The organism is Yersinia fenwicki, assembly GCF_043099325.1.
Taxonomy (GTDB): Bacteria; Pseudomonadota; Gammaproteobacteria; order Enterobacterales; family Enterobacteriaceae; genus Yersinia.
Genome location: NZ_CP170755.1, coordinates 998,933 through 1,022,186 on the forward strand (window position 1 = coordinate 998,933; position 23,254 = coordinate 1,022,186).

The following is a 23,254-nucleotide window of genomic DNA, read 5'->3' on the forward strand; positions in this document are numbered from 1 at the left end:
ATTCACCAATGAATATCATCGCAATCATGGGGCCGATGGGAGTTTATTATAAAGATGAGCCTATTCGAGAGTTGAACGATGCCCTGCTCGCCAGAGGTTTTCAGCTCATCTATCCTAAGAGTCGTGGTGATTTGCTCAAGCTTATTGAGCATAATGCACGCATTATTGGTGTGATTTTTGATTGGGACCAACACAGTAATGAGCTTTGCACTGAGATTAATGATCTAAACGAATATCTCCCACTTTATGCATTTATCAATACTACATCGTCACTTGACGTCAGTTTGAATGAAATGCGTATGGCACTTTATTTCTTTGAATATACTCTGAATGCTGCTGAAGATATTGCTCAACATATTGAACAATATACGACAGAGTATATGGATAGTATTACCCCACCTTTAACCAAAGCACTGTTTAATTATGTCAAAGAGGGTAAGTATACTTTTTGTACACCTGGACACATGGCGGGAACTGCTTTTCAAAAAAGTCCCGTGGGGAGTTTATTCTATGATTTCTTTGGTGCGAATACCCTTAAAGCGGATATTTCAATCTCTGTTACTGAATTGGGATCACTATTAGATCATACCGGGCCACATTTGGAGGCCGAGGAATATATTGCCCGCACATTTAATGCCGAACAGAGTTATATGGTAACTAATGGCACATCGACGGCGAATAAAATCATTGGTATGTACTCATCACCTGCAGGCAGTACGGTACTGATTGACCGAAATTGCCATAAATCTCTGACACATCTATTAATGATGAGAGATATTATTCCTCTCTATTTATGCCCTGCACGTAATGCTTATGGCATTTTAGGAGGGATCCCACAGCGTGAATTTACTAAAACCTCCATTGAGGCAAAAGTTGCGCAGACTAAGAATGCCAGCTGGCCGGTACATGCAGTAATAACCAACTCGACCTACGACGGCTTGCTCTATAATACGGATTATATTAAGCAGACATTGGATGTTCCTTCCATTCACTTTGATTCGGCTTGGGTTCCTTATACCAACTTTCATGAAATTTATGAGGGTAAAAGTGGTATGAGTGGTGAGCGGATGGCGGGAAAAGTATTTTATGAAACGCAATCAACCCATAAATTACTGGCCGCATTCTCTCAGGCATCAATGATTCATATTAAAGGTGATTACAATGAGAGTACCTTTAATGAAGCTTACATGATGCACACCACGACCTCCCCTAATTACGGAATTGTCGCCTCAATGGAGACAGCGGCGGCAATGATGCGTGGCAATCCTGGCCGACGCATGATTTTGCGCTCCATCGAACGGGCTATGCATTTTCGCAAGGAAGTGCGCCGCTTACGCTCAGAAAGTGATAACTGGTTCTTTGATGTTTGGCAGCCGGAAGATATTGACGAAATAGCCTGCTGGCCACTCCAACCGGGACAAGCGTGGCATGGTTTTAGCTCTGCAGATGCTGATCATATGTATCTTGATCCGATCAAAGTGACCATTCTGACGCCGGGAATGAGTCACGAAGGAGCACTTGAAGAGGAAGGAATCCCCGCCGCATTGGTAGCAAAGTTTCTGGATGAACGTGGGATCGTGGTAGAAAAAACCGGCCCCTATAATTTGCTATTCTTATTTAGTATCGGCATTGATAAAACTAAGGCGATGAGTTTATTGCGCGGCCTGACCGATTTTAAGCGCGCTTTTGATCTTAATTTGCGGATTAAAAATATGCTGCCAGATCTGTTTGCGGAAGATCCTGATTTTTATCGTCATATGCGTATTCAGGATCTAGCTGCAGGTATTCATAACATGATCCGCCAACATGATTTACCTCGCCTGATGCGCAAGTCATTTGATGTATTGCCAGAGATGAAACTCACGCCTTATAGCATGTTCCAACAGCAGATACGCGGTAATATAGTTGCTTGTGATATGGCTGATTTGATTGGCAAAGTGGTCGCCAACATGATCTTACCTTATCCACCTGGGGTTCCATTAGTTATGCCGGGTGAAATGATTACCGAAGAGAGCCGCGCAGTATTGGATTTCCTTCTGATGCTTTGTGCTATTGGTGCTCGTTATCCTGGGTTTGAAACGGATATACATGGTGCCAAGCGCGATGATGAGGGGCGTTACTGGGTCAATATACTCGATACAAAAGACTAAGTTGGAGTGATATATGCTGGCAATACGTCAGATTCATCATATTGCGATAATTGGCTCAGATTATCAGGCGAGTAAAAGATTCTATTGTGAGGTTTTAGGTTTTAGTCTCATGAGTGAAGTGTATCGCGAAACGCGGGATTCCTGGAAAGCTGATCTGGCACTAAACGGGCAGTATACGATTGAGCTTTTTTCCTTTCCGTCCCCTGCCGCAAGGCCCAGTCGCCCGGAAGCATGTGGCTTACGGCATTTGGCCTTTCAGGTCGATGATATTGTACTGGCAGTGCGGGAACTTGAAGTCGCAGGTGTAATTTGCGAAGCAATCCGCATTGATCCCTACACACAAGCACGTTTTACTTTCTTTAGTGACCCAGATGGTTTACCTCTGGAGCTCTATGCACTGACAGCGGAATAAGATGAACGCCACTCCTGCTACATCAAATGTTTTGCTTAACCCACTGTTCGCACACTTAGGCGAGCAGCGCCATGTGCTGGTCGGGTTCAGTGGTGGTTTGGACTCCAGTGTACTGCTGCATTTATTGGTTTGCCTGCGTGATCAACTTATCCCTGACTTGATGATTCGCGCTATTCATATTCACCACGGTTTGAACCCATTGGCAGACAGTTGGGTAAAACATTGCCAGCAGAAATGTGAGCAATGGAGAATCCCGCTCGAAGTGGTGCGAGTCACTATTGATGCACGTCATGCTGGTATTGAGGCTGCGGCGAGAACGGCACGTTATCAAGCATTTACCTCACATTTAGCCGCGAATGAAGTGTTAGTTACCGCCCAGCATTTAGATGACCAATGTGAAACTTTCTTACTGGCACTCAAACGCGGCAGTGGCCCGGCTGGCCTATCCGCCATGGCGGCTAAAATGCCTTTTGCGCATAGTCAATTATGGCGGCCATTATTGGCATTTTCCCGTGAGACACTTGAGAACTATGCTCAAGTGCAGCGATTGCAGTGGATTGAAGATGATAGTAATCAGGATGATCGTTTTGATCGCAATTTCCTACGATTAAGAGTCTTACCTTTGCTGACTCAGCGTTGGCCGCACTTTGCTCAAGCCACGGCACGCAGTGCCGGTTTGTGTGCTGGGCAGGAGCAACTATTGGATGAGTTGTTGGCGGATAGTCTACAAAAGCTACAAAATGCAGAGGGAGCGCTGTCTGTCGAGGGGTTATTAGTGGCTTCAGAGGCTAAACGCGCAGCGATATTACGCCGTTGGTTAGCACAATGGGGAGCCGCAATGCCATCGCAGAGCCAACTGCAACGTTTGTGGTTGGAAGTGGCTATGGCCAGACAAGATGCAGAGCCTCAATTAACTCTCGGGGCACACCGGGTTCGCCGTTTTCGGCAATATTTGTACCTGTTATCGCCAGTGACAGAAATACGAATACCGCATCTACCTTGGGCTAAAGTTCAGGCTGGCTCTAGCTCGGTGCCAGTTGTGCCAGCCCCTTTGATTCTGCCTGTGGGCCTTGGGACATTGAGCTTTACAACTGAGGGCGGGCAAGCCCTTAAAGCCCCAGCCATTGGCGATGAAATAAGCATACGCTTTGGCTTGCAAGGCAATATTAAAATTGTCGGGCGGCAGCATTCACGCCAAAGCAAGAAACTATGGCAAGAGTTAGGTATCCCGCCATGGCAGCGAGAACGTATTCCGTTACTGTATTTTGGTGAGCAGTTGATTGCGGCGGCGGGTGTCTTTGTCACTCAAGCTGGGCAGGCTAAAGAAAATGAACCGTGCTGGCACCTTCATTGGGCCAAACCGGAATTGAATAATAAGAATAAGTAAGAGCATTTATTTTGAGGAGCAATGATGAAACTAGTTGTTAGCGTAGTGATCTTCAGTTTATGTAGTTTTTCGGCACTGGCAAAAAGTGATATAGAAGCGGGTCGTGCAAAGTCAGCCAGCTGTGTGGCTTGTCACGGTGCTCAGGGCAAGGTTTCAGTCCCTATGTATCCTAATTTGGCTGGGCAAAATGCTATGTATTTAGAGCAATCATTAAAAGCGTATAAAAAAGGAGAGCGGACTGGAGGACAAGCTGGAGTGATGCAAGCTTATGTTACACCTTTAACCGATGATGATATCTCTGATCTGGCAGCCTATTATGCGAGTTTAAAGCCTTAAAGCAGATTGGCCAGCCTTAAAAGCAAAACGGGCCACTTTTCAGCGGCCCGTCTGTAAATGTGTAGAAACTATGATGCACTTACTACTACAGTCCCGATTTCGGGATGGCTGAAGCTGGCTATGTGGTCAAGACGTAATTCACGCATTGTTCCTTCCTGCTCGACAATCAGGTATTCGACCTTTTTTCTCAGCAGCAGATCGCTAGCTTTTCCTTCTACGATCTCACCGCCTCTCAACTTCAACGTCAGTATCAGGTGATGTTGGCAGGCGAGTTCTAGATTATCGTAGTCATCACAATTGATGGGTTGATACTCTTCACTCATCGACATAATCGCTCACCAATAAGTTAGCGGCGGCAAAGGCCGCCTGTTCCCTAACGGAGGACGGGAGTGCGTCATTAGCCGCAACTTCGTCCAATGCTTTCAATACACAACCCAGTGCATCTGACACGTAGCCCTGGTCACCACTAGCAATTTGTGCATAAAAACGGCGCACTAATTCACAGTATTGCTGCACAGTAATCCTCCCGGAAAAGTTTAACCCAGTAGATTCTCTGCGGAAACGTCGCGCTGTCAACCTACGAAGATAAACTCTGAACTTATAAGGACTATAGCACAGGAGTAGTAGAGATATTAGAGTCAGAATGAAGCTTTCTTTTTAGTATTGATACCACTAATAACTCTCTTTATACCGGGCTGGCTGCAAACAGACCTAATCAAGTACACTATCAGCCAGTTAATTAAGAGGTCACTCATGGCACTAAAAGCAACCATCTATAAAGCCGCAGTTAACATCGCCGATATGAACCGGAATTTCTTTCAAGATGTTAACCTGACCATCGCTCAACACCCATCCGAAACTGACCAGCGTATGATGCTGCGTTTATTGGCGTGGATTTGTCATGCTGATGAACGTTTGCAGTTTACCAAAGGTTTGAGCGCTGATGATGAGCCAGAAATTTGGCGTCACAATGATCACAATGGTATCGAACTGTGGGTCGAATTGGGGTTACCCGAGGAAAAACGGTTGCGTAAAGCTTGTAACCAGTCACAGCAAGTTGTGCTCTATGCCTACAGTGAAAGGGCCGCTAAAGTATGGTGGCCACAAGTTAAGGAAAAGTTATCTGGGCACCGTAATCTTCGGGTACGCTTCCTGGATGATGAACAAATGGCAAAATTGGCGGCGCTGTCTAATCGCAATATGTCATTGCAGGCCACGTTGCAAGAGGGAACTATTTGGTTATCTGATGATCAGAATAATCTGGAAATTAGTTTTGATGAATGGCAAGGCGATGGGCAATAAGCGTGTTGATTCTATCTAACAATGTCAGCTTACCCGACAGCGAGATTGAATTGACGGCGATCCGCGCTCAGGGGGCGGGGGGGCAGCACGTTAATAAAACTTCTACAGCCATTCATTTGCGCTTTGACATTAAGGCTTCAAGCCTGCCAGTGTACTATAAAGAAAGATTATTATCGCTCAACAGCCATTTGATGACTGCCGAAGGGGTCATCATTATCAAAGCACAGGAATACCGTAGCCAGGATATGAATCGCGAGGCTGCATTAGCGCGGCTGGTGGCATTAATCCGCCAGTCGATGGTGGTAGAAAAAACACGCCGAGCGACGAAACCCACTAAAGGTTCAAAAATTAGGCGGGTTGAAAGTAAAGTCCGCAAAGGGGCGACAAAAGCACTGCGCGGCAAAATACATCAGGATTGATGCTGATATCAGCCCCTATGGCGAATAAGGCGGCTTCATCCTTTTATATCGGACACAGTATGGGAGAATGACTGTGAGTAAATTAACAATAACGCTATTTTTGGCAGTAGGCGCACTGTCACTATTAGGTTGTAATAATCGGTATCAGCCAGTTGAACCGGCTTTACAACCGATGCAGCAAAGTTATCAAGGGGGTTTACCCTGTGCTGATTGTAGTGGTTTGGATACCTCGTTATTCCTCGACAGCGATGGAACATTTGTCTTGAAAGAGATTTATCGGGGGAGTAGAGAAGGCGATCAGGCTTTCGCCGAATATGGTAAGTGGGCACGGACGGCAGATAAATTAGTGTTAACCACCGGCCAGGGAGAGAAACGTTATTTCCGGCCTGTCGGTAAAAATTTGGTGATGCTTGATCAACAAGGTTTATCGATTGAATCTAATTTGAATTATCAGTTAGTACCGACCGACCAGTCTTTACCTAAAACCCCAATGCCACTAAGCGGTATGTATAAATATTTCGCTGATGCTGCGGTATTCACTGATTGTGTCACGGGCAAAACTTTCCCAGTGGAAAATAATATCGCGTTGGAGAAGGGATATCTAAAAGCTCGCAAAAATGTCGGTGAGCCGGTCTTCCTGACTCTCAAGGGTTATTTTGATATTCGACCGTCAATGGAGGAAGGGCAGTCCGATAAAATGCTGATCCCAGCAGATGATATCCAGTTTAATGCTAATAAGAGCTGTGAGAATCGATAACGGGTTTTGGTGAGATAATAAAAAACCGCTGGTAGTTATTCACTATCCAGCGGTTTTTTTTATACGCAATCAATTAGCGTTTAATTTGGCTCAGCAAGAAATCAATAATTTCGCTGGTCTTAATCATTTGCTTTTCACCGGCACGGCGATTTTTGTATTCCACTTCTTCGCTGTCGAGGTTGCGATCCCCAATCACGATATTGTGTGGCACGCCAATCAATTCCATATCAGCAAACATAACACCAGGACGCTCTTTACGATCGTCGAGAATAACGTCAATACCGTGTGAACGCAGTGTGGCATACAACTCTTCTGCCAGCGCCTGGACGCGGAAAGATTTGTGCATATTCATTGGTAAAATAGCGACCTGGAATGGGGCAATCGCATCTGGCCAAATAATACCGCGCTCATCATGATTCTGCTCAATTGCTGCAGCAACCACACGGGACACCCCAATACCATAACAACCCATGGTCATCACTTGATTGCGGCCATCTTCACCCTGAACCGTGGCTTTCATCGCTTCCGAGTATTTAGTGCCTAACTGGAAGATATGACCGACTTCAATGCCGCGTTTAATTTGCAGAGTGCCTTTGCCGTCTGGGCTGATATCGCCTTCAACCACATTACGCAAATCAGCAACCTGTGGCAGCGGCAAGTCGCGCTCCCAGTTAATGCCAAAGTAATGTTTGCCATCGATATTGGCACCGGCACCGAAATCACTCATCACCGCCACACTGCGATCAACTACAACGGGTAGCGGCAGATTAATCGGGCCTAATGAGCCAGGGCCTGCACCGATAATTGCACGAATCTCTTCTTCGGTGGCGAAAGTGAGTGGCTTGGCCACTTGTGGCAATTTCTCGGCTTTGATTTCATTCAATTCATGATCACCACGAACCAGCAAAGCAACCAACTTATGTCCACTCTCTTCGTGAGCATGAACCATTAAGGTTTTCACTGTTTTCTCAATCGGCAGGTTGAACTGCTCAACTAATTCAGCGATGGTTTTTGCATTCGGAGTATCAATGATACGCAGCTCTTCTGTGGCGGCAGTCCGAGGTGCAGATGGTATCAGCGCTTCAGCAAACTCAATGTTAGCGGCATAGTCTGACTCGGTTGAGAACACGATATCGTCTTCACCACTGTCCGCTAGCACCTGGAATTCGTGAGATGCACTGCCGCCAATCGAGCCGGTATCTGCCAGCACAGCACGGAAGTTTAGATCCATACGCTCGAAGATCTTACTGTATGCGGCATACATCGCATCATAAGTTTCCTGCAATGATTCCTGAGTAGTGTGGAAAGAGTAAGCATCTTTCATCAGGAATTCACGAGCACGCATCACGCCAAAACGTGGGCGCACCTCATCACGGAATTTGGTTTGGATTTGGAAGAAATTCAACGGCAACTGTTTGTAAGAGTTAATCTCACCGCGAATCAGGTCTGTAATGACTTCTTCATGAGTTGGGCCAAGCACAAAAGGGCGTTCGCCACGATCAACAAAGCGTAACAGCTCAGGGCCATATTGTTCCCAACGGCCACTTTCTTGCCATAAATCAGCCGGTTGCACTACAGGCATTGAGACTTCGATTGCACCGGCGTTATTCATTTCTTCACGCACGATGTTTTCGACTTTCTTCAATACCCGAACCCCGGTCGGCAACCAGGTATAAAGACCTGAGGCCAGTTTACGTATCATCCCGGCGCGGAGCATCAGCTGGTGACTGATCACTTCAGCATCAGCAGGTGTCTCCTTCAAAGTGGAGAGCAAATATTGGCTAGTACGCATGATGTTTTGATTCCATTAGCGCTGCGACAAATAGAGGCAGCCAAAAAGTAAAAAGTGGTTTAGTTTACCAGCGAGTACCGGTTGTCAAAAGACAGCAGGGTGAAATTTAGCATGGGTCGATTGATAACACTTCCGTTTGGTCTCCAATAACCCGCCAGCGCACATTAAATTCCAGTAGTAAAACAGCATATTCACGGCTTTCACTATCGCCTTTGCGGTAGGCAGGGCGCGGATCTTGTGCTAAGACTTGGGTAATAAAACGCCGTAAGTGCGGGTAACGCTGTTGTTGCTGTACTAACTGTTGTTCAGCGATGCTGGAAAAGCAAACTTGCATGTCTGCGTCAGGTGCTGCTTGTGCAAAACCTGCTCGGGCATGTGGGTGGCTCTCCGCGAAAGGCAAATAGGGTTTGATATCAATTACGGGCGTACCATCAACCAAATCCAGACTGCCTAACACCAAAGTTACCTCACCTCCTTGGCATCGCACCTCTTTCAGTTCAATAAGGGACATGCCAATCGGGTTGGGACGAAAGGTAGAGCGGGTGGCAAATACCCCCATTCGGGCATTACCACCTAAGCGCGGTGGACGAACTGTAGGCCGCCAACCCCCATTCATTGTTTGATGAAAAACGAACATCACCCATAAATGGCTAAAATCAGATAAGCCTCGAACCGCTTCTGCTTGATTATAGGGCGCTAAAAGCTGTAACTCACCCCCACCATCTTCAATCAGACCAGGCTGCCGCGGTACGGCAAACTTTTCTTTATAGGGCGAACGGATAACGCCAATCTGATTAAATGAAAACACACTCATTTTGATGAAACATTCAGTGCAGAACCCTGACACACGGCTTGCTGATAACAGCCGGGGACACCGCTAAGTATTTCACATTGATGCAGCAAGACCGCATTGGCTTTCATATACGATGCACGAGTCTGCATTCTCTTACGAGCGGTTGCAATACTTGGTGGGGAATCCTGAACGGTGGATTGGCACGACTCACCGGACACTTCGCCTAAGTCACGGAAAGGTTTACCAACCAATTCTTCTGCACTTTTATAAAGTTTGACCGGTGCCGGGCGCGGGGCTGCCGTAGGGCTGGGTTTGATAACCGGAGGCGGTTGCTTAACCGGATTTTCTGTGGTGGATGGCTTTGATTGAAGCATGGAACATCCAGTTAGCGAGAGGGCTAACAGACACAGAGGTAACGCACGCATAGAAATTCCTCAGCCTTTTTATTTAAGAGGCGCTATTGAAGCAATCTATTATGCAAATAACAAGACGGGCTGTTGCCCGTCTTGCAATATATTTAGCAAACACTGAGTTTAGGAAACCTAATATTCAGCAAAATGGCCCACTGGTCATTACCAGCCTTTAACTGCGCCACCGTTGAATGCTTTGTTTGCTGCATCATTAACTTCATCAGACTGATAAGCCTGAACGAATTTCTTCACGTTTTCCGCATCTTTATTATCTTCGCGAGCAACGATCAGGTTAACGTAAGGTGACTCTTTGTCTTCGACAAACAGACCATCTTTGGCAGGTGTCAGGCCGATTTGGCTAGCATAAGTGGTGTTGATAACCGCCAGAGCGATTTGTTGGTCATCCAAAGAACGTGGTAACTGAGGGGCTTCCAGCTCGACCAATTTCAGGTTTTTAGGATTCTCAACAACATCCAGTACGGTTGGCAGCAGACCAACACCGTCTTTCAGTTTAATCAGACCGACTTTTTCCAGCAGTAACAGAGAACGGCCCAAGTTAGTCGGATCATTTGGCAGTGCTACCTGAGAGCCAGGTTGCAGTTCTTCTAATGATTTGATTTTCTTAGAGTAACCAGCAATTGGGTAAACGAATGAGTTACCAACAGAAACCAGTTTGTAGCCACGATCTTTAATTTGCTGATCCAAATAAGGTTTATGCTGGAAAGCATTCAGATCAATATCACCTTTACTCAGAGCTTCATTTGGCAATACATAGTCGTTGAAAGTGACTAATTCAACATCCAGACCGTACTTGTCTTTTGCAACTTTCTGTGCAACTTCAGCAACTTGCTGTTCAGCACCCACAATCACGCCGACTTTAATGTGGTTTGGATCTTTTTCTGCTGGGCCGCAACCTACCAAGGCCAGAGTACCAATCAATGCACTGACTGCCGCGATAGTTTTGAATTTTAAAGACATATCCTTTCCTCTATAAGTATGCGCCGCTGTGTGAGGCCGTCGCTGGGTAATTTATGTATTAATAACTATTTGTGAGTAACCGCTTTTACGATCCGATCACCACTGATTTGAATCAGGTAAACCAAAATAACTAACAATACTAATACCGTATTCATCACTGTGGCGTTATAGCCAATGTAGCCATACTGATAGCCGATTTGGCCTAGGCCACCGGCACCTACTGCACCCCCCATAGCGGAATAGCCCACCAGGGTAATTAGGGTAATAGTTGCTGCATTCACCAAGCCTGGCAGGGCTTCAGGCAACAACACTTTCTTGATGATTTGCATTGGCGTAGCACCCATTGCGCGGGCTGCTTCAACCAAACCTGATGGTATTTCCAGCAAGGCATTTTCCACCATGCGGGCAATAAACGGAGCTGCACCGACCGTTAATGGAACGATTGCCGCTTGTAAACCAATGGAGGTACCGACGATCATCCGAGTGAATGGGATCATCCATACCAATAAGATAATGAAAGGTATGGAACGGAAGATGTTCACAACCCCAGATAGGATGCGATAAATTTTATTGTTCGCAATAATTTGCCCTGGGCGGGTGACATATAACAGAACACCAACCGGTAGCCCCAAAACAAAACCAAAGAAGCCAGAGACAAACGTCATCATTAGAGTTTCCCAGACGCCTCGGCCCATTAACCACATCATTGCCTCAGACATAACCCAGAACCTCTACTTTTACATGATGATCTTGCAAGAACTTGATGGCAGCGAGGCCATCCTGATTGTCGCCATGCAACTCTGCCAGCATGACACCAAATTTAACGCCACCGGCATAGTCCATTTGCGAGCTAAGGATACCGATATCAATATTAAAGCGACGTACAGCCTGTGATATTAACGGGGCATCAACCGACTGACCGGTAAATTCCAGTTTCAGCAGTGGCACTTGGTCTTTGGTGGGTTCTTGAGTCATACGCAGTGCGTAATCCTCTGGAATATCTAAATGCAGCGTTGATTGAATGAATTGCTGAGCTAGCGGGGTTTTCGGATGAGAGAACACTTCGCTGACGCTGTCTTTTTCAATCAATTTACCTTCGCTGATAACCGCAACCTGATCACATATACGTTTCACCACGTCCATCTCATGGGTGATAAGTAGAATGGTCAGACCCAAACGACGATTAATATCTTTAAGCAGTTCCAGAATTGAGCGGGTGGTCGCTGGGTCTAATGCGCTGGTGGCTTCATCACATAGCAGAACCTTAGGATTACTCGCCAAAGCACGGGCGATTGCGACGCGTTGTTTCTGCCCACCGGACAAATTCGCTGGATACGCATCTTGCTTATCGGCAAGCCCGACTAAATCTAACAACTCGGTGACTCTCTTCTTTATATCTGCGCGTGGTGTGCTGTCCAGCTCAAGCGGCAGTGCGATATTGCCATACACCGTGCGGGAAGAGAGTAGATTAAAGTGCTGGAAAATCATGCCAATCTGGCGGCGTGCGCGAGTCAACTGCCCTTCAGATAAGGTCGTGAGATCTTGTCCATCTACCAGAACTTGTCCACTGGTAGGGCGTTCTAACATATTGGCGCATCGAATCAATGTACTTTTACCGGCACCTGAGGCACCAATGACGCCATAAATTTGCCCAGCGGGGACGTGTAGACTCACGTCTGAAAGCGCGGTAATCGTGCGCGAACCCTGCTGAAACTCTTTGCTGATGTGAGAAAGTTTAATCATATTATTCTTATTTTATCGTTATTTCCGTGGCTAGATAAAAAGTCAGCTTTGGCAAAACCAAAGTATGGGTTGGATGTTAAGGCGTCTAGATGGCTAAGTCAACTGGCAACACTGATTCTCTTCCATTCTCAATCGGCAATAAAACATGCGATACTAGTGGTGTTAACAGCCCTCAGGAGCATATAAGTGACTCAGCCCGTCCCCGCAATATTTTTAGATCGTGATGGTACAATTAATGTCGACCACGGTTATGTCCACGAAATTGATAATTTTCAGTTTATAGACGGTGTTATTGATGCTTGCCGTGAATTGAAAGAAATGGGCTTTGCTCTGGTTTTGGTCACCAACCAATCGGGTATTGCACGCGGTATCTTTACTGAAGAGCAATTCCTGAGCCTCACCGAGTGGATGGATTGGTCGCTGGCTGATCGCGGTGTTGATTTGGATGGTATCTATTTCTGCCCGCATCACCCTGATGGCAGTGTAGCGGACTTCCGTGAAACATGTGAATGCCGTAAACCATTGCCAGGCATGTTACTGCAAGCACAAAGTGAATTGAATATCGATATGGCTGCTTCTTATATGGTTGGCGACAAAATTGAAGATATGCAGGCAGCATCAGCCGCAAATATCGGTACTAAAGTATTGGTTCGCACTGGCAAACCTGTGACAGCGGAAGGTGAGGCAGCCGCGGATTTGGTACTAAATAGTCTGGCTGACCTGCCGAAAGCCATAAAAATGCATCATAAGTAGTCGTAACGTTCAAATAATCATCAGTCAGAAAAAACTTTAAGATAAAACCTTGCCATTCTGAAGCGGCTCCCTATAATGCGCATCCATCGACACGGTGCTGTGAGCAACTTCACAGAGTGGCCGGGAAGAACAGAGGGAATTAACTAATTAAGTTGTTGACTCTGTAGCGGGAAAGCGTATTATCTGCCTCCCGCGTTACCGTAAGATTCGCCGCAAGGCAAACGGGTAACGAACGCTCTTTAACAATTTATCAGACAATCTGTGTGGGCACTCGCAAGACGATATCGAAGCCTGTTTCGGCAGGCAGAAGAAATATCAAAGTCTTGAAGAGTGACCAAAGCAGTACACATTTGAACTTCGGTTCGAATGCATATTTGCAGAAAGTAATCTTTGAGCATCGCTATGTTAACTCATAGCAAATCAAACAAATCTTAAATTGAAGAGTTTGATCATGGCTCAGATTGAACGCTGGCGGCAGGCCTAACACATGCAAGTCGAGCGGCAGCGGGAAGTAGTTTACTACTTTGCCGGCGAGCGGCGGACGGGTGAGTAATGTCTGGGAAACTGCCTGATGGAGGGGGGTAACTACTGGAAACGGTAGCTAATACCGCATAACGTCTACGGACCAAAGTGGGGGACCTTCGGGCCTCACGCCATCGGATGTGCCCAGATGGGATTAGCTAGTAGGTGGGGTAATGGCTCACCTAGGCGACGATCCCTAGCTGGTCTGAGAGGATGACCAGCCACACTGGAACTGAGACACGGTCCAGACTCCTACGGGAGGCAGCAGTGGGGAATATTGCACAATGGGCGCAAGCCTGATGCAGCCATGCCGCGTGTGTGAAGAAGGCCTTCGGGTTGTAAAGCACTTTCAGCGAGGAGGAAGGCATAAAGGTTAATAACCTTTGTGATTGACGTTACTCGCAGAAGAAGCACCGGCTAACTCCGTGCCAGCAGCCGCGGTAATACGGAGGGTGCAAGCGTTAATCGGAATTACTGGGCGTAAAGCGCACGCAGGCGGTTTGTTAAGTCAGATGTGAAATCCCCGCGCTTAACGTGGGAACTGCATTTGAAACTGGCAAGCTAGAGTCTTGTAGAGGGGGGTAGAATTCCAGGTGTAGCGGTGAAATGCGTAGAGATCTGGAGGAATACCGGTGGCGAAGGCGGCCCCCTGGACAAAGACTGACGCTCAGGTGCGAAAGCGTGGGGAGCAAACAGGATTAGATACCCTGGTAGTCCACGCTGTAAACGATGTCGACTTGGAGGTTGTGCCCTTGAGGCGTGGCTTCCGGAGCTAACGCGTTAAGTCGACCGCCTGGGGAGTACGGCCGCAAGGTTAAAACTCAAATGAATTGACGGGGGCCCGCACAAGCGGTGGAGCATGTGGTTTAATTCGATGCAACGCGAAGAACCTTACCTACTCTTGACATCCACGGAATTTAGCAGAGATGCTTTAGTGCCTTCGGGAACCGTGAGACAGGTGCTGCATGGCTGTCGTCAGCTCGTGTTGTGAAATGTTGGGTTAAGTCCCGCAACGAGCGCAACCCTTATCCTTTGTTGCCAGCACGTCATGGTGGGAACTCAAAGGAGACTGCCGGTGATAAACCGGAGGAAGGTGGGGATGACGTCAAGTCATCATGGCCCTTACGAGTAGGGCTACACACGTGCTACAATGGCAGATACAAAGTGAAGCGAACTCGCGAGAGCAAGCGGACCACATAAAGTCTGTCGTAGTCCGGATTGGAGTCTGCAACTCGACTCCATGAAGTCGGAATCGCTAGTAATCGTAGATCAGAATGCTACGGTGAATACGTTCCCGGGCCTTGTACACACCGCCCGTCACACCATGGGAGTGGGTTGCAAAAGAAGTAGGTAGCTTAACCTTCGGGAGGGCGCTTACCACTTTGTGATTCATGACTGGGGTGAAGTCGTAACAAGGTAACCGTAGGGGAACCTGCGGTTGGATCACCTCCTTACCTAACGATACGCATTGCGCAGTGTCCACACAGATTGTCTGATGAATGTAAACGAGCAAGAGCACCTGTTGATGTTGTGAGTTTCGACTCATGCTGACACGAAACGGTTAGATTTCGGTTTAATCGGAACTCCGTGTCCCCATCGTCTAGAGGCCTAGGACACTGCCCTTTCACGGCTGTAACAGGGGTTCGAATCCCCTTGGGGACGCCAATCCGATAATGTGTGAAAGACATTATCAACTGAATATCTTAAAGATGACTTTAACAAGTCGTGTTTAAGATATTGCTCTTTAACAATCTGGAACAAGCTGAAAATTGAAACAATACAGCTGAAACTTATCTCTCCGTAGAGGTACTGAGATAAGGATTAACCTGTATTAGAGTCTCTCAAATAATTACAACGCAAGTTGTCTGTAAAGACACCTTCGGGTTGTGAGGTTAAGCGACTAAGCGTACACGGTGGATGCCTAGGCAGTCAGAGGCGATGAAGGGCGTGCTAATCTGCGATAAGCGTCGGTAAGGTGATATGAACCGTTACAACCGACGATACCCGAATGGGGAAACCCAGTGCAATTCGTTGCACTATTGCATGGTGAATACATAGCCATGCAAGGCGAACCGGGGGAACTGAAACATCTAAGTACCCCGAGGAAAAGAAATCAACCGAGATTCCCCCAGTAGCGGCGAGCGAACGGGGAGGAGCACAGAACCTGAATCAGCGTATGTGTTAGTGGAAGCGTCTGGAAAGTCGCACGGTACAGGGTGATAGTCCCGTACACAAAAATGCATATGGTGTGAGTTCGATGAGTAGGGCGGGACACGTGACATCCTGTCTGAATATGGGGGGACCATCCTCCAAGGCTAAATACTCCTGACTGACCGATAGTGAACCAGTACCGTGAGGGAAAGGCGAAAAGAACCCCGGCGAGGGGAGTGAAATAGAACCTGAAACCGTGTACGTACAAGCAGTGGGAGCACCTTCGTGGTGTGACTGCGTACCTTTTGTATAATGGGTCAGCGACTTATATTTTGTAGCAAGGTTAACCGAATAGGGGAGCCGTAGGGAAACCGAGTCTTAACTGGGCGTCTAGTTGCAAGGTATAGACCCGAAACCCGGTGATCTAGCCATGGGCAGGTTGAAGGTTGGGTAACACTAACTGGAGGACCGAACCGACTAATGTTGAAAAATTAGCGGATGACTTGTGGCTGGGGGTGAAAGGCCAATCAAACCGGGAGATAGCTGGTTCTCCCCGAAAGCTATTTAGGTAGCGCCTCGTGAACTCATCTTCGGGGGTAGAGCACTGTTTCGGCTAGGGGGCCACCCCGGCTTACCAAACCGATGCAAACTCCGAATACCGAAGAATGTTATCACGGGAGACACACGGCGGGTGCTAACGTCCGTCGTGAAGAGGGAAACAACCCAGACCGCCAGCTAAGGTCCCAAAGTCATGGTTAAGTGGGAAACGATGTGGGAAGGCATAGACAGCCAGGATGTTGGCTTAGAAGCAGCCATCATTTAAAGAAAGCGTAATAGCTCACTGGTCGAGTCGGCCTGCGCGGAAGATGTAACGGGGCTAAACCATGCACCGAAGCTGCGGCAGCGACGCTTAGGCGTTGTTGGGTAGGGGAGCGTTCTGTAAGCCGTTGAAGGTGACCTGTGAGGGTTGCTGGAGGTATCAGAAGTGCGAATGCTGACATAAGTAACGATAATGCGGGTGAAAAACCCGCACGCCGGAAGACCAAGGGTTCCTGTCCAACGTTAATCGGGGCAGGGTGAGTCGACCCCTAAGGCGAGGCTGAAAAGCGTAGTCGATGGGAAACAGGTTAATATTCCTGTACTTGGTGTTACTGCGAAGGGGGGACGGAGAAGGCTAGGCTAGCCGGGCGACGGTTGTCCCGGTTTAAGCATGTAGGCGGAGCGACTTGGTAAATCCGGTTGCTTATCAACGCTGAGGTGTGATGACGAGCCACTACGGTGGTGAAGTAGTTGATGCCAAGCTTCCAGGAAAAGCCTCTAAGCATCAGGTAACATTAAATCGTACCCCAAACCGACACAGGTGGTCAGGTAGAGAATACTCAGGCGCTTGAGAGAACTCGGGTGAAGGAACTAGGCAAAATGGTGCCGTAACTTCGGGAGAAGGCACGCTGGCATTAGGTAAAGAGACTTGCTCTCGGCGCCGAAGCCAGTCGCAGATACCAGCTGGCTGCAACTGTTTAATAAAAACACAGCACTGTGCAAACACGAAAGTGGACGTATACGGTGTGACGCCTGCCCGGTGCTGGAAGGTTAATTGATGGGGTCAGCCGCAAGGCGAAGCTCTTGATCGAAGCCCCAGTAAACGGCGGCCGTAACTATAACGGTCCTAAGGTAGCGAAATTCCTTGTCGGGTAAGTTCCGACCTGCACGAATGGCGTAATGATGGCCAGGCTGTCTCCACCCGAGACTCAGTGAAATTGAACTCGCTGTGAAGATGCAGTGTACCCGCGGCAAGACGGAAAGACCCCGTGAACCTTTACTATAGCTTGACACTGAACATTGAGCCTTGATGTGTAGGATAGGTGGGAGGCAACGAAGTGTGGACGCCAGTCTGCATGGAGCCAACCTTGAAATACCACCCTTTAATGTTTGATGTTCTAACTCGGCCCCGTAATCCGGGGTGAGGACAGTGTCTGGTGGGTAGTTTGACTGGGGCGGTCTCCTCCCAAAGAGTAACGGAGGAGCACGAAGGTTAGCTAATCACGGTCGGACATCGTGAGGTTAGTGCAAAGGCATAAGCTAGCTTGACTGCGAGAGTGACGGCTCGAGCAGGTACGAAAGTAGGTCTTAGTGATCCGGTGGTTCTGAATGGAAGGGCCATCGCTCAACGGATAAAAGGTACTCCGGGGATAACAGGCTGATACCGCCCAAGAGTTCATATCGACGGCGGTGTTTGGCACCTCGATGTCGGCTCATCACATCCTGGGGCTGAAGTAGGTCCCAAGGGTATGGCTGTTCGCCATTTAAAGTGGTACGCGAGCTGGGTTTAGAACGTCGTGAGACAGTTCGGTCCCTATCTGCCGTGGGCGTTGGAAGATTGAGAGGGGCTGCTCCTAGTACGAGAGGACCGGAGTGGACGAATCACTGGTGTTCGGGTTGTCATGCCAATGGCATTGCCCGGTAGCTAAATTCGGAAGAGATAACCGCTGAAAGCATCTAAGCGGGAAACTTGCCTCGAGATGAGTCTTCCCTGGGGCTTTAAGCCCCCTGAAGGAACGTTAAAGACTATGACGTTGATAGGCTGGGTGTGTAAGTGCAGCGATGCATTGAGCTAACCAGTACTAATGATCCGTGAGGCTTAACCTTACAACACCGAAGGTGTTTTGGATTTGAGAGAGTGAGATTGATTTTCAGCGAAGTTCCGAGATTGGATTGGCTGGCTGTGCGGGAAACTGTGTAGCGGGTTAATTAAAACAGAATTTGCCTGGCGGCCATAGCGCGGTGGGACCACCTGAACCCATGCCGAACTCAGAAGTGAAACGCCGTAGCGCCGATGGTAGTGTGGGGTCTCCCCATGCGAGAGTAGGACACTGCCAGGCATCAAACACGAGTTATCAGAATGACATCTGGTAACTGACAAAATCGCCATGAGCGGTTTTGCACAGCGAGGAGCGCTGGTCCTGTAAAGGATAGGTATCAGGAAGATACACGTAAAAGAATCGGTGGAGCGGTAGTTCAGTTGGTTAGAATACCTGCCTGTCACGCAGGGGGTCGCGGGTTCGAGCCCCGTCCGTTCCGCCACTTATTGCAAAACCCCTGAATCAATGATTCAGGGGTTTTTTTGCATTTTAACTTCTATCTATTTTAGTCTGCTAAATCTCTCCCCCGATGACCTCTCTCTTAATCGAGCCATGCGCTAATACTCGTACGCGGATATCTCTTAGTTAATTATGGTCATAATGTAACAGAGTGCAGCGAATGAAAAACCTTGGTGGCTAAGCATGAATAAAGCAGGGCATAGTAGTGGGGAAGTGTATAAGCCCTCAGTCTGAGGGCTTCGTACTAAGCTGATTCTTTGCGGCAGACTAATAACGTATGACCAATGCCAAGACCATCAATATCTTTCTCGACATAGAACCCTGCAGCAGATAAGCACTGATAGAATGTATCTGAGTGATAAAAACGGCTATTACCGTTAGCCATACATGTAAAATAAAGAGATGATGCATTTAAGCTAAATGCACCGGCTTCGAATTGCTGTCTATCCCAAAATATCTCCATAATGCATACATAGCTACCTGGTTTCATTGCGTAGTGAATAAGTTTTAGAATATGTATAATTCTTTCTTCGCTGAAACAGTCTAGAAATTGGCTCATCCACCAAACATCTGCTTCCCCTGGTAATTCATCTGCCAGTAACAGATCTACCGGATACGAACTAATACGATCGCTATAACCTTTACTTTTGACATTCTCATTGGCTAAAGCTATCTGTTGAGGCAAATCCAATAGCGTTATTTTTACATTAGGATCATGGGCTGCACATTGTAGAGCCCACTTACCGGTATTAGCACCAATGTCATATATATGTTTAGGTTCAAGATCAAAAATTGTCTTTAGAGCAAGTTGAAAGGCATTATCTGAATAGAAGTGATCAAAGGCGAACCAACTCTCGCGGGCTGCGCTGGGCAATTCATTCAGTGCTGGATAAATTGTCGGCCATTCACCAAACACAGATAATCCCGCTGGTTTGCCTGTTTCCAGGGATTCTTTTAAACTGAATAATCCTTGGTAACAAACGTCTCGAGTGAAATCCATATTTACGCGGGTCATTTGATCATGTAACAAGTAATGGCCAATCTTACCCAGATAAAATCTTTTTCCCTGCTGGTAGAGAATGTGACCACTCAGCCCCATATCCAATAAGATATTGATGGCGTATCTACTTAGCGAACAATGACCTTCAATCTCATCCAAGGTTATTCCGTTCTTACCTAAGTTATCTAATGCGGCTAGAATTCCTGATTCCCTCAGGTTAAGTGCAGCTTGAAATAGCATCGGAGCAAAAGCTATTTTTTGAGCTTCAGTTATTGCCGCCAAAGCACTGATTTGATCCTTGTCATATCCGTAGCGCAAGCTTACGTCCTCGTAATCCAAGTAATAGCTCACCACCCAGTATGATTATTTTTGAATGGTGAGTTTTTATAATAACTTATTGTTATTTATGATGTTATAACGATGGCTGACTGAGCTGAATCTGAATGTCTTTGTTCAAATTAGCTATCCAGCGATTGTATTTTGAATGTATCTTCCCGTTTTTTGCATCCATATTAGTACTGCCAATGTATTTGACTTGATAATTATTAGCACTGTAATTGATCTGGATTTCAACCGTATGGTCGCGATTTATTAGTTTTCCGTTAATCACACCGTCAGAGGCAGGTGTCATTATCCAGCCTCGTTTTATCCCTCCGGCTATAATTGCTTTTTGTACTTCGGCAGTCGTATGATTACCAATTACTGTTTGGCTCACGTTTTGTATTGGCGTGGTACTAGAGCATCCAGTGATAAATGCTAGAGATATAAGCCCGATTAAAAGCGTCTTTAATAATTTCATGATGATCCAATTAATTAATAATTTTCATGTTAGTCCATTAGAGGAGTAACGCAGCATGCTGTATAGCCAAGGTAAAATACTCTGACTCATTCAAATACACAAATATTCTTATATTGATTTTATTTTACATAAATGTAATATAGATGTTGTTATTTATATTTATTGATTTTCTTCACAGAAATACGAATAAAGTTAGAATTGTTCTAAAGATTATTAAAAATATGCCGATAAACAAAATATTTTATTTTGATTTTTTTTCTTTCATTCAAGATATGAATATAACTAATTACTAATAAAAAGAGAATAATCAAATTTTTAAATGCTTTTTACTTGGAAATAGAATAAATTGTCTCGCTTTACTGCTTGCTACTTGGGAAGTCTGGAGATCGTGGCTCATTCGCTGAATATACTGAATTGGTGTGCTTTAGCTCCAGGTATGGGAGTTCGTGAGCAGTGGTTTACTTGGGCGAAGGATTGTTCAAGTCATGCTGCCTGGCAAGGGGACTTACCTAAGTCATTGCATATACCTATGATGTCTGCCAGAAGGATGAGTATAGGTAGCCGACTAGCAGTTGAAGCAGGGCTTTCATTGTTAGAGGCAGAAACTGCCGATATGGCAATATTTACCAGCCGCCATGGAGAATTGGAGCGTACTTACAAGATACTACAATGCCTCCATCAGCAGCGGAGCATTTCTCCAACCGATTTTGCCATGTCAGTTCATAATACCGCATCTGGATGGTTAACTATCACTGCAAGCGATACATTGCCTGTAACGTCACTTGCAGCAGGAATAGATAGTTTTCAACAAGGTATCCTCGAAGCCATAGGAATGCTCGCTTGTGGCGCTGAACGGGTGCTATTAGTCGATTTCGATGGAATTATGCCTGACTTTTATCATTCTCAGACGTCTCCGATAGGGTTACCCTATGCATTAGCATTATTGTTAACTACTGGTAATGATTTGCAGTGTGAGGGTATTTCTAGCATCGATAGTACTAATTCTGAATTACCGCAGGGGCTTAATTTCTTGCGTAATTGGTTGAATGAAAAGTCTTCTTTCGTAATACCGGGTCAGCAAAATAATTGGCAATGGAGCCAGTGATGGATAGTTCTTTTGTAGTTCAAACTGCGCCCCAGCATTCGTCTTTGCTAAATCGTTCATGGCGAGTTGTTGCAACAGCTTTTTGTTTCATGCTTTTTGGCTTAGGAGGATTGTTATTATCCCTTTTATGGTTTTCCTCTTTACGCTTGATTATTCGCTCAGAAGCAACCAGAAGTCAGATCACTCAGCAAAGTATTCGTTATAGTTTTCAGCTATTTCTACGTATAGCCAGATTTCTCGGTGTTTTCGATTATCAAATAGAAAATAATAAGCTGTTCTCTGAGGACTCAGGTTGTTTGATTGTTGCTAACCATCCAAGCTTATTAGATTATGTGTTGCTGGCCGCACATATGCCAAGGTGTGATTGTATTGTCAAGGAAGCATTGTTAAATAATATATTTGTTGCCGGTGTTATCAAGTCTGCGGGTTATTTGGTTAATGCTGAGTCCGATAGGTTATTAATACACTGTAAAGCTCGCTTAGCCAGGGGCGGAAGTATCCTTATATTCCCTGAAGGGACAAGAACAACTGCTGGCTGCGAACTGAGTTTACAACGAGGAGCCGCGAATATTGCATTGCATAGCGGGTGTGATATCCGAATTGTTTATATTGATTGTAATCCTCCGATGCTGACTAAAGAACTTAAATGGTATAATATCCCGCCGGTAAAGCCTCAATTTAATATTATTGTTCAAAATAAAATCAATAGTAATGAATTTATCCATGATAGTGATTTATCGCTAGCGCTTGCTGCAAGGCGACTGACTAAGCATCTAACCTGTGCCTTAATGCCTGAATCTAAGAGAAAGAGTTAATGGAATTATTAAGTAGTGAGATCAAATTACTAATTATTGATGCGCTAAATCTGGAAGGGATGTCGGTGGATGATATTGATTCACAGGCTGCATTATTTGGTGATGGTTTAGGTTTAGATTCGATTGATGCTCTAGAACTTGGATTAGCACTCAAAAATAAATATAGCGTCGTGCTCTCTGCGGAGAGCGACGATATGCGCCAGCACTTTTATTCGGTAGAAACGCTTGCGAAATTTATTTCTGAACAGCGTAACTGACAGGATATTGTAATAATGGAAAAAAAAGAAATCTATCAGCAGGTTACATCGCTCTTGGTGAAGCTTTTTGATATTAATGAGTCTGATATTAAGCCAGAATCAAAGTTATATGAAGAGTTAGAGTTAGACAGTATTGACGCAGTTGATCTGGTTGTGCATTTACAGAAAGCTACCGGTAAAAAAATAATACCGGAAATGTTCAAATCAGTTCGAACTGTTCAAGATATTGTTGATGCAGTCGATAATTTATTGAATACCAAACCATAAGTGGTGAA

At 46.2% G+C, this 23,254-nt stretch carries 22 protein-coding genes, 2 tRNA genes and 3 rRNA genes; 17 read left to right on the forward strand and 10 right to left on the reverse strand.

Going from position 1 to position 23,254, the window contains the following annotated elements; all coding sequences use genetic code 11:
- Positions 1-8: 8 nt before the first annotated feature.
- The 4 genes from ACF3VQ_RS04550 to ACF3VQ_RS04565 are packed head-to-tail and all read left to right on the forward strand — an operon-like array spanning position 9 to position 4,285.
- A complete protein-coding gene (locus ACF3VQ_RS04550) occupies positions 9-2,150 on the forward strand; it encodes a lysine decarboxylase LdcC (RefSeq protein WP_392433581.1) in 2,142 nt (713 codons plus the stop codon).
- A gap of 13 nt (positions 2,151-2,163) precedes the next feature.
- Positions 2,164-2,562 carry a VOC family protein gene (locus tag ACF3VQ_RS04555; RefSeq protein WP_392433582.1) on the forward strand — a complete coding sequence of 133 codons (399 nt, stop codon included), beginning with the start codon at positions 2,164-2,166 and terminating at the stop codon, positions 2,560-2,562.
- A 1-nt stretch (position 2,563) separates the two neighbouring features.
- The gene (gene tilS, locus ACF3VQ_RS04560; protein ID WP_392433583.1) at positions 2,564-3,949 is read left to right on the forward strand and encodes a tRNA lysidine(34) synthetase TilS; all 1,386 of its coding nucleotides are present in this window, start codon (positions 2,564-2,566) and stop codon (positions 3,947-3,949) included.
- Between the two features lie 21 nt (positions 3,950-3,970).
- Complete coding sequence (locus tag ACF3VQ_RS04565; RefSeq protein WP_392433584.1) at positions 3,971-4,285, forward strand: c-type cytochrome; 315 nt, start codon at positions 3,971-3,973, stop codon at positions 4,283-4,285.
- 68 nt (positions 4,286-4,353) lie between these two features.
- Here the strand turns inward: ACF3VQ_RS04565 and rof are convergent, their stop codons facing one another.
- Entirely contained in the window at positions 4,354-4,614 is a 261-nt protein-coding gene (gene rof / locus ACF3VQ_RS04570; RefSeq protein WP_002218374.1) for a Rho-binding antiterminator, read from the reverse strand.
- On the reverse strand, positions 4,601-4,801 hold the full coding sequence (locus tag ACF3VQ_RS04575; protein WP_004391680.1) for a YaeP family protein: 201 nt from the start codon (positions 4,799-4,801) through the stop codon (positions 4,601-4,603). Before ACF3VQ_RS04575 ends, rof begins: the two co-directional genes overlap by 14 nt.
- Positions 4,802-5,038: 237 nt before the next feature.
- Here ACF3VQ_RS04575 and ACF3VQ_RS04580 point away from each other — a divergent pair, with 237 nt between their 5' ends.
- The 3 genes from ACF3VQ_RS04580 (at position 5,039) to nlpE (ending at position 6,763) form a co-directional block, all read left to right on the forward strand.
- Complete coding sequence (locus ACF3VQ_RS04580) at positions 5,039-5,587, forward strand: YaeQ family protein (RefSeq protein WP_392433585.1); 549 nt, start codon at positions 5,039-5,041, stop codon at positions 5,585-5,587.
- A gap of 2 nt (positions 5,588-5,589) precedes the next feature.
- Complete coding sequence (gene arfB / locus ACF3VQ_RS04585; protein ID WP_392433586.1) at positions 5,590-6,006, forward strand: alternative ribosome rescue aminoacyl-tRNA hydrolase ArfB; 417 nt, start codon at positions 5,590-5,592, stop codon at positions 6,004-6,006.
- 73 nt (positions 6,007-6,079) lie between these two features.
- The gene (nlpE, locus tag ACF3VQ_RS04590; protein WP_392433587.1) at positions 6,080-6,763 is read left to right on the forward strand and encodes an envelope stress response activation lipoprotein NlpE; all 684 of its coding nucleotides are present in this window, start codon (positions 6,080-6,082) and stop codon (positions 6,761-6,763) included.
- Positions 6,764-6,836: 73 nt separating this feature from the next.
- Here nlpE and proS read toward each other — a convergent pair whose 3' ends face one another.
- The 6 genes from proS to metN all read right to left on the reverse strand — a co-directional run bounded on the left by proS (position 6,837) and on the right by metN (position 12,479).
- Positions 6,837-8,555: a proline--tRNA ligase gene (gene proS / locus ACF3VQ_RS04595; RefSeq protein WP_392433588.1), complete on the reverse strand. Its 1,719-nt coding sequence runs from the start codon at positions 8,553-8,555 to the stop codon at positions 6,837-6,839.
- A 106-nt stretch (positions 8,556-8,661) separates the two neighbouring features.
- Positions 8,662-9,369 (reverse strand): tRNA (N6-threonylcarbamoyladenosine(37)-N6)-methyltransferase TrmO, encoded by a 708-nt coding sequence (gene tsaA / locus ACF3VQ_RS04600; RefSeq protein ID WP_392433589.1) that lies wholly within the window; start codon positions 9,367-9,369, stop codon positions 8,662-8,664.
- Positions 9,366-9,773, reverse strand: coding sequence for an Rcs stress response system protein RcsF (gene rcsF, locus ACF3VQ_RS04605; protein ID WP_392433590.1), 408 nt, complete (start codon positions 9,771-9,773; stop codon positions 9,366-9,368). Before rcsF ends, tsaA begins: the two co-directional genes overlap by 4 nt.
- Positions 9,774-9,920: 147 nt before the next feature.
- On the reverse strand, positions 9,921-10,736 hold the full coding sequence (locus tag ACF3VQ_RS04610; RefSeq protein WP_392433591.1) for a MetQ/NlpA family lipoprotein: 816 nt from the start codon (positions 10,734-10,736) through the stop codon (positions 9,921-9,923).
- Positions 10,737-10,801: 65 nt separating this feature from the next.
- Positions 10,802-11,455 (reverse strand): methionine ABC transporter permease MetI, encoded by a 654-nt coding sequence (locus ACF3VQ_RS04615; protein ID WP_392433592.1) that lies wholly within the window; start codon positions 11,453-11,455, stop codon positions 10,802-10,804.
- The gene (gene metN / locus ACF3VQ_RS04620; RefSeq protein ID WP_392433593.1) at positions 11,448-12,479 is read right to left on the reverse strand and encodes a methionine ABC transporter ATP-binding protein MetN; all 1,032 of its coding nucleotides are present in this window, start codon (positions 12,477-12,479) and stop codon (positions 11,448-11,450) included. Before metN ends, ACF3VQ_RS04615 begins: the two co-directional genes overlap by 8 nt.
- A 186-nt stretch (positions 12,480-12,665) precedes the next feature.
- On the opposite strand from metN, the gene gmhB reads away from it, so the two are divergent.
- The 6 genes from gmhB to ACF3VQ_RS04650 all read left to right on the forward strand — a co-directional run bounded on the left by gmhB (position 12,666) and on the right by ACF3VQ_RS04650 (position 18,986).
- On the forward strand, positions 12,666-13,232 hold the full coding sequence (gmhB, locus tag ACF3VQ_RS04625; RefSeq protein ID WP_392433594.1) for a D-glycero-beta-D-manno-heptose 1,7-bisphosphate 7-phosphatase: 567 nt from the start codon (positions 12,666-12,668) through the stop codon (positions 13,230-13,232).
- A 433-nt stretch (positions 13,233-13,665) separates the two neighbouring features.
- Positions 13,666-15,208: ribosomal RNA gene (locus tag ACF3VQ_RS04630) — 16S ribosomal RNA — on the forward strand.
- Positions 15,209-15,343: 135 nt separating this feature from the next.
- A tRNA-Glu gene (locus tag ACF3VQ_RS04635) sits at positions 15,344-15,419 on the forward strand.
- Positions 15,420-15,644: 225 nt separating this feature from the next.
- Positions 15,645-18,551: ribosomal RNA gene (locus ACF3VQ_RS04640) — 23S ribosomal RNA — on the forward strand.
- Between the two features lie 117 nt (positions 18,552-18,668).
- Positions 18,669-18,784: ribosomal RNA gene (gene rrf / locus ACF3VQ_RS04645) — 5S ribosomal RNA — on the forward strand.
- Together the 16S, 23S and 5S rRNA genes with 2 tRNA genes alongside form the textbook arrangement of a ribosomal RNA operon.
- A gap of 125 nt (positions 18,785-18,909) precedes the next feature.
- A tRNA-Asp gene (locus ACF3VQ_RS04650) sits at positions 18,910-18,986 on the forward strand.
- Positions 18,987-19,247: 261 nt separating this feature from the next.
- Here the strand turns inward: ACF3VQ_RS04650 and ACF3VQ_RS04655 are convergent.
- Both ACF3VQ_RS04655 and ACF3VQ_RS04660 read right to left on the reverse strand, forming a co-directional pair.
- Positions 19,248-20,321 carry a methyltransferase gene (locus tag ACF3VQ_RS04655; RefSeq protein ID WP_392433595.1) on the reverse strand — a complete coding sequence of 358 codons (1,074 nt, stop codon included), beginning with the start codon at positions 20,319-20,321 and terminating at the stop codon, positions 19,248-19,250.
- A gap of 94 nt (positions 20,322-20,415) precedes the next feature.
- Positions 20,416-20,802: a hypothetical protein gene (locus tag ACF3VQ_RS04660; RefSeq protein ID WP_392433596.1), complete on the reverse strand. Its 387-nt coding sequence runs from the start codon at positions 20,800-20,802 to the stop codon at positions 20,416-20,418.
- 388 nt (positions 20,803-21,190) lie between these two features.
- Between ACF3VQ_RS04660 and ACF3VQ_RS04665 the strand changes: the two genes are divergently transcribed.
- Genes ACF3VQ_RS04665 through ACF3VQ_RS04680 form a run of 4 tightly spaced genes read left to right on the forward strand, consistent with a single transcriptional unit; the run spans position 21,191 to position 23,246 of the window.
- Positions 21,191-21,907 carry a beta-ketoacyl synthase chain length factor gene (locus tag ACF3VQ_RS04665; RefSeq protein ID WP_392433597.1) on the forward strand — a complete coding sequence of 239 codons (717 nt, stop codon included), beginning with the start codon at positions 21,191-21,193 and terminating at the stop codon, positions 21,905-21,907.
- On the forward strand, positions 21,907-22,722 hold the full coding sequence (locus ACF3VQ_RS04670; RefSeq protein WP_392433598.1) for a lysophospholipid acyltransferase family protein: 816 nt from the start codon (positions 21,907-21,909) through the stop codon (positions 22,720-22,722). Before ACF3VQ_RS04665 ends, ACF3VQ_RS04670 begins: the two co-directional genes overlap by 1 nt.
- Entirely contained in the window at positions 22,722-22,979 is a 258-nt protein-coding gene (locus ACF3VQ_RS04675; protein WP_392433599.1) for a phosphopantetheine-binding protein, read from the forward strand. Before ACF3VQ_RS04670 ends, ACF3VQ_RS04675 begins: the two co-directional genes overlap by 1 nt.
- Positions 22,980-22,994: 15 nt before the next feature.
- Complete coding sequence (locus tag ACF3VQ_RS04680) at positions 22,995-23,246, forward strand: acyl carrier protein (protein WP_392433600.1); 252 nt, start codon at positions 22,995-22,997, stop codon at positions 23,244-23,246.
- The last annotated feature ends 8 nt before the right edge of the window (positions 23,247-23,254 follow it).